Here is a 14,304-nt window from a genome sequence, read left to right on the forward strand (position 1 = left end):
GGGGCCTACCTTCGGGCGGCGCTAAGGCTCTTGGCGATTTCGGTGATGACCTCGAAGGCCGTTTCGGCATCCTCCTCGGTCATGTCGAACTGTCCGGCCTGGAATCGGATCGCCACGCGCCCGTCGACGCGGGTCTGAGTGAGATAGATCCGCCCGTCATCATTGATGGCGTTGACGAGGGCGAGGTTGTGAGCGTCGAGGTCGCCACTGCCCATGTGCCGGAACGAGAAAAGTGAGAAGATTGGCCTGGTGACGATCTCAAATCCATTCTCCTTGCCGAGCCGCTCGGCGAGTTTCGCCGCCCAGGCGACGTGGTTGCGGATCATGCCCTTGAGTCCCTCCAGCCCATGGAAGCGCAAGAGGAACCAAAGTTTCAGCGCCCGGAAACGCCGGCCAAGCGGCACCGTCCATTCGGAATAGTTGATGATCCCGTCCTTCCCGTGGGTCTTCAAATATTCGGGCTTGATCGCCAGCGTGCGAACCAGGTCGTCCGGGCTACGGATGAAATGCGCCGAGCAGTCGAACTGAGCGCCGAGCCATTTGTGTGGGTTGAAGACGACGGAGTCGGCCTCCCCGACTCCGTCCCACAGAGGGCGGAACTCCTCGCAGATCATCGCCGCACCGGCCCAGGCCGCGTCCACATGCACGTAAAGACCGTGGGCATGGGCGATCCGAACCACTTCGGCGATATTGTCACACGCCCCGGTGCTTGTGCCGCCAGTGCAGGCGATGACACCGGCAGGCACATAGCCGGCCGCCTTGTCGCGGAGGATCGCCGCTTCAAGTGCCGCACAATCCATCGAACGATATTCGCCCTGCACCGGAATTCGCACGAGATTGTCCTCGCCGATGCCGGAGACCCAGACGGCGCGATCGATCGACGTGTGGACCTGATCCGAGGAATAGACGCGCAGGCGTGGATTGGCGCTAAGCCCTGCCTTGTTGCCGTTCCAGGCAAGCGCGCGCTCGCGCATGACGAGGACGGCAGAAAGCGTTGCCGAGGAGGCGGAATCCTGGATCACCCCGGCAAAGCCCTCGGGCAGGCCGATCGCCTGGCGCAGCCAGTCCAGAACCTTGGTTTCAAGCTCGGTTGCGGCAGGCGAAGTCTGCCAGAGCATGCACTGGGCGGCGATTGCTGACACGAGATACTCGGCGACGACGGACACCGGCGCCGCGTTCGCCGGAAAATAGGCGAAGAAGCGCGGATGCTGCCAGTGTGTCATCCCAGGCATGATGATCCTCTCGAAATCGGCAAAGATCGCTTCCATGCTCTCACCGGCCTGCGGCGGGGCGACTGGTAGCTGCGCGGCGATGTCGCCAGGCGCCGTTTGGGCGCGCACGGGGCGGTCGCGGAGCGACGCCCGGTAGGCGGCGCCCCATTCCGCGGCCTTTTTTGACCATTCGGCGAAGGTGGCTTCATCCATCTCTTTGTTTCCTCGCGGACATTGCTGAATGTTTCGACGGGCGCGTGTTTTCGCCCGGCGCGCTGAGCGGCCGATCGTCAGGGTGCGATGATCGGCTGCGCCTCCAGCACGGAGTCCATCACGGCGGCCCCGGCGAATAGGCTGCCATGTTCAAACCAGGATTTCGGCGCCGGTGCGCCCCAGAGCGTCTGTCGCTGCGGGTCCTTCAGGTCCCACTTGATCGGCTCGAGGTCCGGATCGACCGTCTGGTAGTCAGAGCAGTAGATCTCGATGCGGTGACCGTCCGGGTCGAGGATGTAAAGGAAGAAGGCGTTGGAGATGCCGTGGCGGCCGGGGCCGCGCTCGATGTTGGACACCCAGCCGGTCGTCGACATCAGATCGAGCAGGTCAATGATATTGAGCGGAGTTGGCACCCAGAAGGCAGTGTGATGCAGGCGGGGCCCGCGGCCGTTGGTGAAGGCGATGTCGTGGACACCGCCCTTGCGGTGTGTCCAGGCGGCCCAGAGACGACCGGTTTCCTCGTCCTCGGTGTATTCGGTCACTCGGAAACCGAGCTCGTTGTAGAAGGCGACGCTCTCATCGACATCCGGCGAGAAGCAGTTGAAATGATCGATGCGGAGCGGCTTGACACCCCTGTAGAGCGCGTATTGCTGGTGGATCGGCGCCAGCCGGTCCATCTTCGAATAGAACTCGAGCGGAATGCCAAGGGGATCGCGGGTGCGAAAGCTGCGGGCCTGATAGGGACGCTCCACCCATTCGACCGGCAGGTCCTTGCCTTTGAAGAAATGTGCCGCCTTATCGAGGTCCTCCTCGCTGAAGACCTTGAAGCCGAGGTCGCGGGCCTCCGCCTTGTCGGATTTCTTCAAGACGATGCAATGGTGGCCGCGCTCCTCCATGGCGCGCAGATAGATCGTGTCCGAAGTCTCGTCGGTCACCTGCAGGCCGAGCGTGTCGACATAGAAGGCACGCGATTTGGCAAGGTCGGTCACCCCGAGCTCGACATGGGAGAGCCGCACGATGTTGAAGGGCGGGTAGAGATTGGGCTTGGGTATCGGCATCGGGTCCTCCTCCGGCCCGCTCGCCAAGGGCGGCGGGTATGTCTGTGATGATTGTTGCTCGTCAACCGCCCAGCTTCTGAATGGCGTGCGGCTTGGTCGCGAAGGCGATGTTTTTCGTCTCCATGTAGAAGTCGAAAGACCAGTCGCCGCCGTCGCGGCCGATGCCGGAGTTCTTGACGCCGCCGAAGGGGGTGGGCAGGTGACGGACATTTTCCGAGTTCACCCAGATCATCCCGGCCTCAAGGTGATCGGTGAAGCGGAAGGCACGCGTGACGTCGGAGGTCCAGAGATAGCCGGTCAGGCCGTACTGGACGTCGTTGGCGAGTGCCAGCGCCTCCTCTTCGTCCTTGAACGGGATGGCGGTCAGCACCGGTCCAAAGATCTCCTCCTGGGCGATGCGCATCTTGTTGTTGGCGGCGGTGAAGAGCGTCGGCGACACGTAGCAGCCGCCGCCCGCGCCGTCGAGCTTGGTACCGCCCGTGGCAACCTTGGCGCCTTCCGACCGGCCGATGGCGATATATTCGAGCACCTTCTTCTCATGTACCGGATGGATGAGCGGACCAACGACGGTCTCAGGATCGAGCGGATGCCCGACCTTGATGCGGCTCGCCTTTTCGGCGACCAGCGCGGTGAACTTCTCGTAAATGCTTTCCTCCACCAGCAGCCGCGACGACGAGGTGCAGCGTTCGCCGTTCAGCGAATAGATCATGAAGACGGCGGCATCGGCGGCACGCTCGAGATCGGCATCGGCGAAGACGATCACCGGGTTCTTGCCGCCGAGTTCGAAATGCACGCGCTTCAGCGTCTCGGCACCCTGGCGCATGATCATCGAGCCGGTGCGGCTTTCGCCGACAAAGCCGATCGCCTTGATCAGCGGATGCTCGGTCAGCGCCTTGCCGGCATCCTCGCCGAAGCCGTTGACGAGGTTCCAGACGCCTTTCGGCAGGCCGGCTTCCTCGGCGATCTCGACCAGCAGGCGAGCCGTTAGCGGCGAGAATTCCGCCGGCTTGTGAACGATGGTGCAGCCAGCGGCGAGGGCCGGGGCGATCTTCCAGGTCGACAGCATGAAGGGCGTATTCCACGGCGTGATCACGCCGACTGGACCGATCGGCGCGCGGGTCGTGAGGTTCACCTGGCCGTCGGCGCGGAGCGACTTGCCGTCGCGAGCTTCCGGGGCGCGATCGGCGAAGAAGCGGAAGTTTTCAGCACCACGCAGGGCTGCCTTGGCCATGAACTTCAGCGACTGCCCGGTATCCACGCATTCGACGAAGGCGATCTCCTCGGCACGCGCCACGATCGCATCGGCGACCTTGTGCAGGAGCTTCTTGCGCGCCTCGCCCGGCATGACAGCCCATTCGGCGAAGGCCGCCTTCGCTGCCCTGGCGGCGCGGTCGATGTCCTCTGCCTTGCCACGAGCGACTGTCGCAAGCGGCTTCAAGTCGACAGGCGAGATGGTCTCGTAGGTCGAGCCGTCCGCTGCCGCGACATCCTTGCCATCGATTCGGTTCAGCACTCCGTTCTTCTTGAAACGGGCGAGATAATCCTCGGCCTTGGCAATGTTTTCCTGCAATTTCGACATCATCTAATCCCTGGCGTTACGTTTTTCCGGCTCCCGGGGTGACTATTGACCGCGAACACGCGGATGGATCGCGTTTCTTTTCCAGCTCAGATCCGGATCAATCTCGCGAATTTCGAGTGAGAGCGCGAAATGCGGCGTCCCGAACAAGGGCGCGAGCGCCTCGCTTGCCGCCGCGAAGATCGCTTCGCCGGCGCGTTTCTTTTCCTCCGGCGAGCGGCCGGTGCCGATGCGGAAGCTGAGGTCGACAAAGGCATTCTCCGGCAGTTGGTCGGCGATTGCATAATCAGCGCATCGAACTGCACGGACGCGCACGGCGCCGACTTCGAAAAGCCCGGTCGACACCACCGCCTTCAGCAAGCCGCGGCAGAACGCGGCGATATCGGCCCGCCCGTCGAGATTGGCGGAGTATTCCACAGTGAGATGCGGCATCGGTCCTCCCGCGCGCTCCGACTTTTATTAACATGTTAAATAATGACGACGCTGTCAAGTGGCATTTCGCGAGCGGACGGATTGGCGCCCGCCTGTCAGCCGCCGAAGCTGCCCGCCTGTGTGGGCACATGCACGTAGTTGCGGTCGAAATAGAGCAGCGCGTGGCCATCCTTGCGGGTGCGGATTTCCACCGCCTCGCCGATGAAGATATTGTGCGTGCCGACAAGGCGCGCCTCGACCAGACGGCAGTCGAAGGAGACGATGGCATCGGCGAGCGCCTGGTTGCCGGACTTAAGATCGATCCACTCCGCGGCCGCATACCGGGCGTCCATGTCCGCCTGCTGGCCGGCAAAGCAGGCGGCGAGGTCCTTGTGCTCGCCCGTCAGCACATTGACGCAGAAACGGCGGTTCTCGACAAAGAGGCCGGTCTGGGCCGAACGACTGTTCATACAGACGAGTAGCGTCGGCGGCTCGTCGGTGACCGAACACATGGCGGTTGCGGTGAACCCGCCGCGCCCGGCAGGTCCGTTGGTGGTGATGACGTTGACGGGGGCGCAGACCCGCGCCATGGCGTCGCGGAACTCGGTCTTTGAAACGGCGGTTTCCATGGCATGCCCTCACTCGGCCGCTTTGCGGATGGCAGCAGCGTCGTCGAGCGGCGGCAGCCAGGTGTCGCTCGTCCAGCCGTTCTCGTCGTAGTCGGCCATGCACTGGTCGACGAGCGCTTCCATCTCCTTCAGCCGCCCGCCACGCTCGGCCCCTTTCAGCACCTGCAAGCGAACTTCTTCCGGCGCGCCGGCATAGTTCAACTCGTAGAGCGCGTGGCGGCCGCCGAATTCAGTGCCGGTCGCATCCCAGAGCAGCTTCATGATCTTGATGCGCTCGATATGACCCATGTCGTTCGAGCCACGGACATATTGCGCCAGATAGCGGTCGATCTCCGGATTGGCGAAGTCCTTGGCCGACGAGGGGAGATAGATGAGGCCGGATGCGACGACCTTGCGGACGGTTTCAATGACCCGTGGATAGGCTTCCGACATAAAGGTCCGGTAGGAGAGCGCCGCTTCGAGGTTCGGCAGGACGGCACCATTGGCCCAGGGAATGGGGTTATGGGCCATCGCATTCGAGAAGCTCCAGAACATGTGCCGCAAGGCAATGACTTCGCCGAGTGCGGCCTGATTGCCGCGGAAGGCATCGCCGCCTGTGGCGCGCAACGCCTTGGCCAGCAGACCGGCGAGGAAATCGAGCTTGACGGCAAAGCGCGTGCAGCCCTGGAAGCAGTAGCCGTGCATGAAGCCCGAGGCCGGGTGGAAGGAAAGGATCTTCGCCGCGTCGCGCAGCACCAGAACGTCCTCCCAGGGCACGAAAACGTTGTCGAGCACGAGGATCGCGTCGTTCTCGTCGAAGCGCGACGACAGCGGATAGTCGAACGGATGGCCGGCGCTGTTGGCGGTCTGCTCGTAGGAGACGCGGCAGAACATCTTGATGCCCGGGGCATTCATCGGAACGATGAACATCACCGAGAGCGACGGGTCCTCGGTGACCGTCGCCGAGCTCTGGGCGAGGAAGTTGTAATGCGTCAGCGCCGAGGAGGTGGCGACTACCTTCGCGCCGGAAACGTAGATCCCCGCATCCGTTTCCTTCGTGATATGGACGAAGACGTCCTTCACCGCGTCGGCCGGTTTGTGGCGATCGATCGGCGGATTGACGATCGCGTGGTTCATGAAGAGAACTGATTCCTGCGCGCGGCTGTGCCAGGAAAGCGCGTTCTCCTTGAAGGGGCCGTACCAGTCGGCATTCGCCCCGAGCGTGTTCATCAGCGCCGCCTTGTAGTCCGCTGTCCGGCCCATCCAGCCGTAAGACATGCGCGCCCAGTCGGCGATCGCACCCTGCTGTGCAGCGAGTTCAGTGGAGGATTTCGCAACGCGGAAATATTTGTGGGTGTAGCCGCCCGATCCGGTATCGGTCGGCGCGGTCAGGCGGGCCTTCGTCTTCTCGTCATGCAGCGCGTCATACATTCGGGCGATCGACCGGGCCGAGTTGCGCATCGACGGATGGGCCGTGACGTCGGCGATGCGTTCGCCGTTGATATAGACCTCCCGCCCGTCGCGCAGGCTTGCCAGATATTCGGCTCCGGTAAACGGACGGGTCCTTTCGGCACGGTGATCTTCGGCTCGCATCTTGAAATTCCTCCCTTGAAATCTTGACAAAAGCTAAGACGGGAGGGGATTGCAGACCATGGACAAAGAAGACAATTCGCTGGTACTTTTTTCGGTATGACCATGAGAAATGATGTTCCTTCCTTCTTCGTCTACGGCGAGCCCAGCCGTGAACTCGACGTCGGATTCCTGCATGTCGAGACGGTTATGGAGCGCAAAAGCGTGCATCTCGGCCATGTTGCGCCGCATAAGCACCCGCTTATGGGGCAGATTACCTATTGGTTCGAGGGAGGCGGCACCTACCGGATCGAGGATAAGACTTGGAATTTTTCGGCTCCCGCCATCGGTTTCGTGCCGAGCAGCGTGGTACATGGTTTCGATGTCGGCGAGCGATCGGATGCCATCGTCGTCTCGATGTCGGACGACCTCCTACGGGCGATGGCGGAGCAGGTGGACCTGGGACTCGACGTGCCTGTTCTGCTTACGAGCGATAAACCCGACGCCAACTGGGCGAAGATCGGCTCGCTTCTGGCGATGATTGCCGAGGAGTACCGTGCCGGTGCGACTGCCAGCGAGAAGGTGCTTGTTGGACTGGTGTCCGTCGTGCTTTCGCTGATGGCGCGCCTTGGCGGGACCAGCGGCCCGGACGCTGCGTCACCGGCGGTCTCGCTGGGCATGGCGCTCCGCCGCGCCATCGATCACCATTACAAGGAGGATTGGCCGGTCGGACGCTATGTTGATCTTCTGGCGACGACGCCGCATCTGCTCGACAAGGCGGCCCGCGAAGTCTTCGGGCAAACGGTCAAGGAGATGCTGCTCGACCGCCGGCTTCTCGAAGCCAAGCGGTTGTTGAAGTTTACCATCCGCCCCGTGGAGGATATCGGCCGCGAGATCGGCTTCGAAGATCCCGCTTATTTTTCGCGTTTCTTCCGCAAGCGCACCGGCGACGCGCCGGCTGCGTGGCGCCGCCGCCAGCTGGAGGCCAATAGCTGACGTTGGCCCAGGCGCGATTCGCACTGCCAAGTTTCGCGCATGTCGACGTCTTGAGGGCAAACCCGAACAGCGGGACGGACGGTGCCGGCCTTTAACATGGGATATGAAGAAGCTCGTCGGCGATTTCCAGCGCTTCGGTGAGATACCGTGCCTGTCGTTCTTGTGCGTCAGGCGTAGCTGGTCGGCTGCCGATCCAGCCGATATAGGTGAGGCTCCTCAGCAGCAGGAAAAGCGGCAGTGTTTCGAGCGATGCATCCGACAATGAACGGCGCCTCCGATAGCCCGCTATGAGAGCCCCTTGGATCAAGTCGAAATGCGCTTCGCGGCGGTTTCTGAGGAGCGTTGTCGCGATGTCGAACATGCGCCAGCCGTAGCCGGCATCGTCGAAATCGATGAGTTCAACATGCCCAGCTCCGACGAGCACGTTCTCGCGCACCAGGTCCGCATGGATGAGGCCATAGTCGAGGCCGAGGCGCTCGGCCGCTCTCAAGCGCTCTGCGAGGAGCGGCCTTAGCGCCGCGAGCCGCCTTGCCGCACCAAGTTCCAAACCCGGGGAATCCCAGAAACGGCCCCAGAAGGGATTTTCCCCGAGCAGTCCGTCGAAGTCCCATGCCGGACGGACGAAGGATGCCGGCGGACTCCAGCGGTCGGAGATATTGTGGAGCTCGGCCATCGCCTCGCCAAGTTGTCCAAAGATCTCCGTCAGCCGCTCGGGCGCCTGGCGGAGCGGCTCGCCCGAGCGGCCGAGCTCTTCACCGTGCATCCAACTGACGATGTCGGCATGCTGGCTCGCGAAAGTCGAAGTGGCCGGCAAGGTCACGAGATCGCGGCCGTCAAGCGTCGGGACCGGCGCCGGAACATGGAGCCCGCCGGCCTTAAGCGCCGTCATCCACTGCAGCTCGGAAGCCAGCGCGCGGTCGTCGTGATAGCCGGGGCGATGCAGCCGAAGGGCGGCGGGCGCGCCACCGGCCAGGCGTACCCGGAATACCGCGTTCTCTCGGAATTTCAGCAGCTCCGGCGTCTGATCGGCCAGGCCCCAATGGAAAAGCGCCTGCAGCGCTCGCCCGACAAGGGTCGCCATCGGCAATTCGGTTCTGTTCTCGTCCATCGCGCCGCTCACAGGCCGGACAAGACGTCGTCGAAGGTCGACAGCATCAGGTCGGCATTCTCCTTCGAGAACGGCATTGGCGGCCTGATCTTGGTGCTGCACTCGTGCACGCCGATCTTGCCCATCAGCACGCCGCGCTCGCGCATCGCGTTGACGATCCTGGTGGCGAGGTCGGGTGCGGGCTCTTTCGTTCCCCGGTCCAGAACGAATTCGGTGCCCATGAAAAGACCGCTGCCGCGCACGTCACCAATGATTGAATGCTTCTCGGCGAGTTTTTTGAAGGCCGCTCGGGTGTATTCGCCGACGTCACGGGCATTTTCGATGAGCTTCTCATCTTCGATCACGTCGAGCACGGCCATCGCAGCGGCGCAGGAGACCGGGTTGCCGCCGAAAGTGTTGAAATAGCGAAAGGCCTTGCGGAAGGCGTTCATCGTATCGATGTTCGCGACGACGCCGCCGACCGGATGGCCGTTGCCCATCGGCTTGCCGAGCGTCACGACATCCGGAACGATGCCGGCACGCTGGTAGCCCCACATATGTGAACCGATGCGGCCGAAACCCGGCTGGACCTCGTCGGCGATGACGAGACCGCCGGCCTTGCGTACGGCGGCAACCGTCTTGTCGAGGAAGCCGGACGGCAGGTCGGGAAAGCCCTCATTCGCGAAAAAGGGATCGATGATCAGGGCAGAAAAGCCGTGCGGGCTGTTTGCGAGCGAGGCGATCGCCTTCTCCACCTCCGCGGCGAAGGCGGACGCGAAGGCCTCGCCGGGCTCGCCGCCGAGCGGCCGGTAGCTGTCAGGCGCCGGCACATGCCGCACATGGCCGCCATAGCCGCCGACCGGCGGCATGCGGGTGGAGAGCTGCGACACCGCGGCCGTATTGCCGTGATAGGTGTGGTTGGTGGCGATCACCCCCGTCCTGCCGGTCACCGCCTGGGCCATCCGCAGCGCGATGTCGTTCGCCTCGCTGCCGGTGCAGGTCAGGATCGCCGCATTGAGCGAGTGATCGAAGGTTGCCGTCAGGCGCTCGACATAATCGAGAATGCCCTCGTGCAGATAGCGGGTGTGGGTGTTGAGGGTCGAAGCCTGACGGGCGATCGCCTCGACGACGCGCGGATGGCAATGGCCGACATGCGGCACGTTGTTGTAGCAGTCGAGGTAGCGCCTTCCATCAGCATCAAAGAGCCAGACGCCCTCACCGCGGACGAGGTGGACCGGATCCTGATAGAAGAGCGACATGTTCCGGCCGAGCAGGCGTTCTCGGCGGGCGAGCAATGCGGCCTTGTCGGACATTTCATCGTCCTCCGGCGGCGGCAAGACCTGCATCGAGCGCGTCGATGATGCGAGCGACATCCTTGGCGGTGATGACCAGCGGCGGCGACAGGATGACATTTGGCCCGGAGGTGCGCACCAGGACGCCGGCCTCGTAAGTGGCATCCTGAACCTTCTGCAGGACTTCCTTGCCCGCGGGGGTCTTTTTCTCGCGATTGCTCACAAGTTCGAGCGCGCACATCAGCCCCTTGCCGCGAACATCGCCGACAAGCTCGTGCTTGTTCTCAAGGTTATGGAGGCCGCGCAACAGCTCCTCTCCGCGTGCGGCGGCATTGGCGGCAACATTCAGCCGCTTGGTTTCCTTGAGCGTCGCGAGAGCCGCGGCAGCGCCGACGGGATGGCCGGAATAGGTGTAGCCATGGCCGATCGTGCCGACGGCATTCCTGTTGCTTTCGAACACCTCGGCGACCTTCTCGCTGATCATCACCGCGCCGAATGGAAAATAACCGTTGGTGATCGCTTTGGCGGTGGACATGAGATCGGGCTTCACGCCCCAGAGGCGCGACCCGGTCCAGGCGCCGGTGCGTCCGAAGGCGGTGATGACTTCGTCGGCGATCAGCAGGATGCCGTGCCGGTCGCAGATCTCGCGCATCAGCGGCAGGAAGGTTGCGTGCGGAACGATGACGCCGCCCGCGCCAAGCACCGGTTCGACGATCAAGGCCGCGATCGTGTCTGCGCCCTGGAAAGCAATCTCCTCTTCGAACAGGCGCCCAATCGCCGCCGCGATCTCCGCCCCGTCGCTTGCGCCGAAGGGGTTGCGGTAGGTCCAGGGCGCCGGCAGGTGGAAGACTCCCGGCAGCAGCGGCTCGTAGTTGCGGCGGAAATTCTGGTTGCCGTTCACCGATGCGCCGCCGAAATGGGTCCCGTGATAGCCCTTTTTCAGGGCGATGAACTTGGTGCGCTCTGGCTGGCCGTTGATCTTGTGATATTGCCGCGCCAAGCGCAGGCAGGTCTCGACCGAGTCCGAGCCGCCGGACGTGAAGAAAGAGCGGGTGAGGCCATCCTCCTTGAACCACCCAGCAAGCTCGTAGGAGAGCTCGATCAGCGGCGAGTTGGTGGTGCCTCGGAACGTCGAATAATAGGGCAGCTCGCCCAACTGGTCGCAGATCGCCTTTTTTACCGGCTCACAGGAATAGCCGAGATTGACGTTCCAAAGGCCCCCAACCGCGTCCAGCACCTTCTTGCCGTGGATATCGACGATCTCGACACCTTCGGCCGCATTGACGATGCGGGGCGGATGGGCCTGCATCTCGGCCGGATGCGCCATCGGGTGCCACAGGTGGCGGGCGTTGTTCTCGATCAGAAAGTTGGTCTCACGCATCGGTATTTCCTCTTGTTCAGAGCCCAAGCATGCCAAGCGCGCGGGCATAGCCCTCGGCGGGGCGAGTAACGTCGAAATGCACGTAAGGCAGGCGCACTGCATCGGCGCCTTCGATGTTCTTCTTCTGGTCGTCGACGAAGACGCAGGCTTCGCGAGGGAGGCCGAGCTCGGAAAGAACGAGCTCGTAAGCGCGCGGATCGGGCTTCAGTATTTTCGTATAGGTGGCATCGACGATGACGTCGAAGAGCTCGATCAACGGAAAGCGCTGGCGGAATTCGACGCCGTAGAAGAGGTCGAGCTCGTTCGACAGGATGGCAAGCTTCAATCCGGCGGCCTTCGCTTTCACGATCGCGTCGCGGGCTTCCGGACGGAGAACCAGCTCCGGTTCGGCGCCGCGGGCCCGGCGCACGAAGGTCTGCATCTCGGTCCATTCCTCGCCCAGCATCCGGCCAACCTCGCCTGTGCGGGCGAGCCAATAGTCGCGTTCGGTGATCTCGCGGTTCTGCATCGCCATCCAGAGCGGGTCGTTTGCAGGATCGAAGGGTCCCCGCCAGGTGAGGGACCCCGGCGGCAATCCCAGGGTCCGTTCGGTGATGTCGTGGGTTTCGAACAGCGTGCGGGTCACCACGCCGCCGAAGTCGAGAATTAGCGCACGATCGCCTGTCATGGCCGTCCTTCCGGAACGATGCCTTCGCCAACCCAAGCATCGAAGATTTCGAGCGCTTTCTCAGAGAACGCCGAGGCATTGATATGGGCTTCGACCTCTTGCAGGGTGACGGTCGCCGGCAGCGCCTTGCGGATTTCGTCCAAAAAGGCGTCGAGCCCTTCAGGATCGTGCAACGGTTCCTCAGGCCTGTCCCATTCCTGCAGGCCTTCGATCGGTAGCAGGAAGGCGACATTCGCTTCGGCAGTGGCGAGTTTTCGCCCGACGAGCCGGGCAATCTCACGCCGGCCTTCCGGCGAGCTGGTGACCGATCCGATCAGCCGGTTATGGGCATGGTAGGGGCGGTCCGCAAAGATGGCGGGCAGGTCCTGCCATGCCTGAAGATCGACCATGTCGACGGCGCCGGGGGCGACGATCTGCGGAATGCCGGCGCGCCCGGCGTTCTCCAGCCGGTCCGGCCCGGAGGTGACGACGGTGCCGTAATGGTGGTTGCTGACCTCCTGGATGCAGAGATCGAAAACCGCCGCGAAGCCTTTCTGCGCGGCGATCGCCTCGAAGGCGCGCCCGCCCATGCCCGTCGAATGGAAGACGGCAACGTCATAGCCGCGCTTCTCGAGCTCCGGTTTGAGATGTTTCATATATTTGAGGCAGGAGGAGCCAAGTGAGGTCATGCCGATGAGCGGCCGCTCGCCCTCCGGCTTCATGCCGTGTTTCGCCGCTCCGACCACTGCGCCGCAGGCTTGCGACAGGGCGGACCGGCAGATGCCGTTCAGTCCATAGAGCCCGCCCGCCCAAAGGATCATCATCAGATCCGGCGCGATACGCTCCGGCGGGATGAGGTGAGAATAGGCGATCGTCGAAATGACGAATTTAGGTATGCCGAGCGGCAGCACAGCGGCAACGTCGAGGGCCAGATCCGTTCCCATGGAGCCGCCCAGCATGACCACGCCCTCCATCAGGCCAGCATCGTAGAGACCGCGAGTGAGGGTGGCTGCACCTTTCGCCATCAGGGCCATGGCGCTGTTCTCGTCGCCGCTTGCGACGATCGCCTCGATGGTTGTTCCGGCCGCTTTGGCGACGTCGTGTTTTGAGTAGTCGGGGGCATAGGGCGGATCGTCCAGAATGCTGACGTCGACCATCACCGGCAGGCCTCCCGCTTCATCGATGACCGACGCCATGAACTGCAGTTCGTCGCTTTTGGTGTCACCGGTCCCGATGACGACTATCCTTGGCAAAGGCGCCGCAGGGCTCATCAGCCTGTCCTCCTGATTTGCGCACTGGTTCCCGCGGGCTTTTCTGACCCGTAGTATTTTTCCGAAATTGCGTTGGCCGCGGCGACTACTTGCGCACCGAATTCCATGAGTCCCGCCTGGTCGGCCCTGACCATCGGCGCTGCGATCGCGACGCAGCCGATCGGATGGCCGCCAGGTGCGCGGATCGGCGCAGCCGTGCTCACGACGCCGGCCTCGATGCCCTGGTGGTTTATGGAAAAGCCGCGCGCCACCGTTTCATCAAGAAGGCCGCGCACCACTGCGGGATCGACGATCGTGTATTCGGTGACCCTTTCGAGCGGCTTCGAGAGGGCGGCGTCGATTTCGTCTGGGGGGCAGAAGGCAAGATAGGCGAGACCTGAGGCGGTTGCATGAAAGGGCAGCAGTGTGCCGACCTCTACGTTGACGCGGTGCGCGCGCGGGGAATCCTCGACATGGATTGTGGACAGACGGCTGCCGGAAAACTCAGAAAGATGCACCGTTTCCGTCGACGCTTCCGCGAGCGCCTTGATGAATGGAACGGCGACGCGCAGGAACGGGTACCGCGCCTCGCGGATCCGCGCCAGCCGGACAGGCGCCGATCCAATTCGGTATTTGCGGTTTTCCGGATCCTGCTCGACGAAGCCGTGCTTCTCCAGCTCGACCAGAAAGCGGCGTGCCGTCGCCTTGTCGAGTCCGCACAGACGGGCGATGTGGGTCAGCCCGGCTTCCTTCTCCAGTCGCGAAACCGTGTCCAGCAATGAAAGCGCTTTGCCTATCGTGCTCATCGATCCTCCTCTTGAGCCCCTTTCTTCGCTGCTACGTCGGGCTTGTGCCCGCTTCGCATTGCTTCCCCGCGGCGCCAAGATACTTAACATGAGAAATAAGTTGACAGACGCGGGGTTTGTTTGCAAGTCTATATTTGAAGCATGGGTGCAAATATTGAACCGCATGCGCTGAAGGGTTCGCGATCAATAACAAGCAAGAG

General features: G+C 62.9%; 13 protein-coding genes. 1 reads left to right on the forward strand and 12 read right to left on the reverse strand.

Going from position 1 to position 14,304, the window contains the following annotated elements:
- Positions 1 to 5 precede the first annotated feature (5 nt).
- The 6 genes from M728_RS28855 to M728_RS28880 all read right to left on the reverse strand — a co-directional run bounded on the left by M728_RS28855 (position 6) and on the right by M728_RS28880 (position 6,670).
- Entirely contained in the window at positions 6 to 1,424 is a 1,419-nt protein-coding gene (locus M728_RS28855) for a pyridoxal-dependent decarboxylase (protein WP_026621483.1), read from the reverse strand.
- 77 nt (positions 1,425 to 1,501) lie between these two features.
- The gene (gene hpaD, locus M728_RS28860; protein WP_026621482.1) at positions 1,502 to 2,482 is read right to left on the reverse strand and encodes a 3,4-dihydroxyphenylacetate 2,3-dioxygenase; all 981 of its coding nucleotides are present in this window, start codon (positions 2,480 to 2,482) and stop codon (positions 1,502 to 1,504) included.
- A gap of 61 nt (positions 2,483 to 2,543) precedes the next feature.
- Complete coding sequence (gene hpaE, locus M728_RS28865) at positions 2,544 to 4,061, reverse strand: 5-carboxymethyl-2-hydroxymuconate semialdehyde dehydrogenase (RefSeq protein ID WP_026621481.1); 1,518 nt, start codon at positions 4,059 to 4,061, stop codon at positions 2,544 to 2,546.
- Positions 4,062 to 4,103: 42 nt separating this feature from the next.
- A complete protein-coding gene (locus tag M728_RS28870) occupies positions 4,104 to 4,490 on the reverse strand; it encodes a 5-carboxymethyl-2-hydroxymuconate Delta-isomerase (protein ID WP_026621480.1) in 387 nt (128 codons plus the stop codon).
- Positions 4,491 to 4,585: 95 nt separating this feature from the next.
- On the reverse strand, positions 4,586 to 5,098 hold the full coding sequence (locus M728_RS28875; RefSeq protein WP_026621479.1) for a flavin reductase: 513 nt from the start codon (positions 5,096 to 5,098) through the stop codon (positions 4,586 to 4,588).
- Between the two features lie 9 nt (positions 5,099 to 5,107).
- A complete protein-coding gene (locus M728_RS28880) occupies positions 5,108 to 6,670 on the reverse strand; it encodes a 4-hydroxyphenylacetate 3-hydroxylase N-terminal domain-containing protein (RefSeq protein WP_026621478.1) in 1,563 nt (520 codons plus the stop codon).
- 96 nt (positions 6,671 to 6,766) lie between these two features.
- Here M728_RS28880 and M728_RS28885 point away from each other — a divergent pair, with 96 nt between their 5' ends.
- Positions 6,767 to 7,642, forward strand: a complete 876-nt coding sequence (locus M728_RS28885) for a helix-turn-helix domain-containing protein (protein WP_026621477.1) — start codon at positions 6,767 to 6,769, stop codon at positions 7,640 to 7,642.
- A gap of 91 nt (positions 7,643 to 7,733) precedes the next feature.
- Here M728_RS28885 and M728_RS28890 read toward each other — a convergent pair whose 3' ends face one another.
- The 6 genes from M728_RS28890 to M728_RS28915 are packed head-to-tail and all read right to left on the reverse strand — an operon-like array spanning position 7,734 to position 14,104.
- Entirely contained in the window at positions 7,734 to 8,750 is a 1,017-nt protein-coding gene (locus tag M728_RS28890; protein WP_034883878.1) for a phosphotransferase enzyme family protein, read from the reverse strand.
- An 8-nt stretch (positions 8,751 to 8,758) separates the two neighbouring features.
- A complete protein-coding gene (locus tag M728_RS28895) occupies positions 8,759 to 10,042 on the reverse strand; it encodes an aspartate aminotransferase family protein (protein ID WP_026621475.1) in 1,284 nt (427 codons plus the stop codon).
- A 1-nt stretch (position 10,043) separates the two neighbouring features.
- Positions 10,044 to 11,402 (reverse strand): aspartate aminotransferase family protein, encoded by a 1,359-nt coding sequence (locus tag M728_RS28900; RefSeq protein ID WP_026621474.1) that lies wholly within the window; start codon positions 11,400 to 11,402, stop codon positions 10,044 to 10,046.
- A 16-nt stretch (positions 11,403 to 11,418) separates the two neighbouring features.
- On the reverse strand, positions 11,419 to 12,069 hold the full coding sequence (locus M728_RS28905) for an HAD family hydrolase (RefSeq protein WP_026621473.1): 651 nt from the start codon (positions 12,067 to 12,069) through the stop codon (positions 11,419 to 11,421).
- Positions 12,066 to 13,319 (reverse strand): Tm-1-like ATP-binding domain-containing protein, encoded by a 1,254-nt coding sequence (locus M728_RS28910; protein ID WP_026621472.1) that lies wholly within the window; start codon positions 13,317 to 13,319, stop codon positions 12,066 to 12,068. The genes M728_RS28905 and M728_RS28910 overlap by 4 nt, the downstream gene beginning before the upstream one ends.
- Positions 13,319 to 14,104 (reverse strand): IclR family transcriptional regulator, encoded by a 786-nt coding sequence (locus tag M728_RS28915; protein WP_026621471.1) that lies wholly within the window; start codon positions 14,102 to 14,104, stop codon positions 13,319 to 13,321. The genes M728_RS28910 and M728_RS28915 overlap by 1 nt, the downstream gene beginning before the upstream one ends.
- Between the last annotated feature and the right edge of the window lie 200 nt (positions 14,105 to 14,304).

Source organism: Ensifer sp. WSM1721 (genome assembly GCF_000513895.2).
Classification (GTDB): Bacteria; Pseudomonadota; Alphaproteobacteria; order Rhizobiales; family Rhizobiaceae; genus Sinorhizobium.

What these genes read in the sequence shown, in the direction of transcription:
- M728_RS28855 (WP_026621483.1), bottom strand. Translation starts at nt 1,424, where the DNA reads ATGGATGAAGCCACCTTCGCCGAATGGTCAAAAAAGGCCGCGGAATGG.
- hpaD (WP_026621482.1), bottom strand. Translation starts at nt 2,482, where the DNA reads ATGCCGATACCCAAGCCCAATCTCTACCCGCCCTTCAACATCGTGCGG.
- hpaE (WP_026621481.1), bottom strand. Translation starts at nt 4,061, where the DNA reads ATGTCGAAATTGCAGGAAAACATTGCCAAGGCCGAGGATTATCTCGCC.
- M728_RS28870 (WP_026621480.1), bottom strand. Translation starts at nt 4,490, where the DNA reads ATGCCGCATCTCACTGTGGAATACTCCGCCAATCTCGACGGGCGGGCC.
- M728_RS28875 (WP_026621479.1), bottom strand. Translation starts at nt 5,098, where the DNA reads ATGGAAACCGCCGTTTCAAAGACCGAGTTCCGCGACGCCATGGCGCGG.
- M728_RS28880 (WP_026621478.1), bottom strand. Translation starts at nt 6,670, where the DNA reads ATGCGAGCCGAAGATCACCGTGCCGAAAGGACCCGTCCGTTTACCGGA.
- M728_RS28885 (WP_026621477.1), top strand. Translation starts at nt 6,767, where the DNA reads ATGACCATGAGAAATGATGTTCCTTCCTTCTTCGTCTACGGCGAGCCC.
- M728_RS28890 (WP_034883878.1), bottom strand. Translation starts at nt 8,750, where the DNA reads ATGGACGAGAACAGAACCGAATTGCCGATGGCGACCCTTGTCGGGCGA.
- M728_RS28895 (WP_026621475.1), bottom strand. Translation starts at nt 10,042, where the DNA reads ATGTCCGACAAGGCCGCATTGCTCGCCCGCCGAGAACGCCTGCTCGGC.
- M728_RS28900 (WP_026621474.1), bottom strand. Translation starts at nt 11,402, where the DNA reads ATGCGTGAGACCAACTTTCTGATCGAGAACAACGCCCGCCACCTGTGG.
- M728_RS28905 (WP_026621473.1), bottom strand. Translation starts at nt 12,069, where the DNA reads ATGACAGGCGATCGTGCGCTAATTCTCGACTTCGGCGGCGTGGTGACC.
- M728_RS28910 (WP_026621472.1), bottom strand. Translation starts at nt 13,319, where the DNA reads ATGAGCCCTGCGGCGCCTTTGCCAAGGATAGTCGTCATCGGGACCGGT.
- M728_RS28915 (WP_026621471.1), bottom strand. Translation starts at nt 14,104, where the DNA reads ATGAGCACGATAGGCAAAGCGCTTTCATTGCTGGACACGGTTTCGCGA.